Annotated in this window: 1 protein-coding gene and 1 pseudogene; one reads left to right on the forward strand and one right to left on the reverse strand. The window is 59.0% G+C overall.

The genetic code is table 11. From position 1 onward, the window contains the following. Positions 1-1167: putative bifunctional diguanylate cyclase/phosphodiesterase (locus EN939_RS32395; RefSeq protein ID WP_164751429.1), on the forward strand; the 1167-nt coding region annotated here is incomplete at its 5' end. 438 nt (positions 1168-1605) lie between these two features. Here EN939_RS32395 and EN939_RS38715 read toward each other — a convergent pair. Beyond that, positions 1606-1881 (reverse strand): annotated as a pseudogene (locus tag EN939_RS38715) (sensor histidine kinase); the annotation flags it as partial.

The raw sequence follows: 1881 nt of genomic DNA on the forward strand, positions 1-1881 counted from the left end.
CATCTGGACCTCGACCGCTTCAAGCAGATCAATGATACGCTGGGCCACGCAGCAGGTGACGCTATGCTGGTGCACGCCTCCAAGGTCATCAAGGTCAACACGACTCCCGGTGATTTTGTTGCACGCATCGGCGGTGACGAGTTCGTTGTGGTGAGCCATGGGCGTGATGACAAACAACTTTCCGCGCTCGCCGACCGCATCATCACGCAGATGCGCCGGCCGGTCGATTTTCTGGGCAATCCGTGCCGGTTCGGAGTGAGCATCGGAATCGCCGCCGGAACCGAACCCAGGCAACTGCTGGTCAACGCCGATCTCGCCCTTTACCGGGCCAAACGCCGTGGTCGCAATCGCCACGAGTTCTTTGACGAAGAGCTGCAAAGCGAGATCGTGCGGACCAAGCAAATTGCCGACGAAATCCTGGGCGGGCTGGAGCGCGCCGAATTCACAACATACTATCAGCCGCAGTTCGACGCCCGCACGCTTGAGATCGTCGGAGTAGAGGCGTTGTCGCGCTGGAAGCATCCAACACGCGGCATCCTGGCCCCCCAAAGTTATCTTAAAGTGGCCGAAGAACTCAACGTCGTGGCAGTCATCGATCGCGCTGTCCTGGAACAGGCGCTAGAGAACTTCGAGCACTGGTCGAGCAGCGGTCTCAACATCCCGCACGTCTCGGTCAATGTCTCCGCCAAGCGCTTGGAGGACAAGGATCTGATCCATGGCTTGCGCAAGCTTGCCATCAAGAAAGGAACCCTTTCGTTTGAGTTGGTCGAGTCCATCTTCCTCGATGATAATGACGACCTGGTCACGTGGAACCTGGAGCACATAAAGGAACTCGGCATCGACATCGAGATCGATGACTTCGGCACCGGCCATGCTTCGATAGTGTCCCTGCTCAAGCTGCAGCCGCGCCGGCTCAAGATCGACCGTCAACTGATCACGCCCGTCACCCAGTCGATCCCGCAGCGTCAACTGGTCTCGTCCATCATTGAGATCGGCAAATCGCTGGGCATCGAAGTCATTGCCGAGGGTGTCGAGACGAACGACCACGCCCGCATCCTGAAGGAACTAGGCTGCGATATCCTGCAGGGCTATGTTTTTGGACGCCCAATGGAGGCCAAGGCTTTCACGGCGTTTGTGCAATCGCGCAAATGGTTGGCAGCGGGGTAAGGTCATGCCCGCTCCGTCAGAGCGCCGGTTCGCCAATGTGCTCCGCCCTTGCGTGCCGGCGAAGTGAGCCAAAGCAAAGGTTCCTCGTGAGTCAATTCGACCCGTGCCGAAAGAGGAACTTCAGGATCGCTTCGACGGCAGATCAAGGCGGGCGAACGCCTGACAATGCGCTTATGTGATTTCCCGGCGGCCCAGAGGGGCACCTATAGGCCGTTTCCTGAGAAACGCGCCAACAGCAAAACTCCAAGCAGGCGGCCCCGATTTTCGGCGGACACAGATGCAAGCAGCGCCCTTGCCAGTTCCTTGGCAAGGTGCGTCGCTCCTTCGCGAGCGGCGCCCGGTGGCGGGCTCCTGCTGATGATCTGCGGTAGAAGAAAGGGCTTGGCAATCACGATACTGTTTGGAACTTCCGCTGCCCAATGGCAGGCGCTGCCGCAATCAGCCGAGCCGACCATCGGATGCAAGGCGGGAGAGCAGGCCGCGGATCGAGAAACGCAGTCCCTCCGGCGCAAAGTCGAGATCGGGAGCCTGTCCGAACAGACTCGTCAATGCAGCGCGCATGTAGCGCGTCCCATATCCCACTCGCGAGGGTTCGACTACGGTTGGTCCTCCTGTTTCGGTCCATCTCAACGACAGCAATGGTTCCGAGTTCGACTCAATATTCCATTCCAGGCGTATTCTGCCTTCGGGGCGGGACAAGCCGCCATATTTGAT

The sequence above is a fragment of the Mesorhizobium sp. M7A.F.Ca.CA.002.05.1.1 genome (assembly GCF_003998335.1).
Lineage (GTDB): Bacteria > Pseudomonadota > Alphaproteobacteria > Rhizobiales > Rhizobiaceae > Mesorhizobium.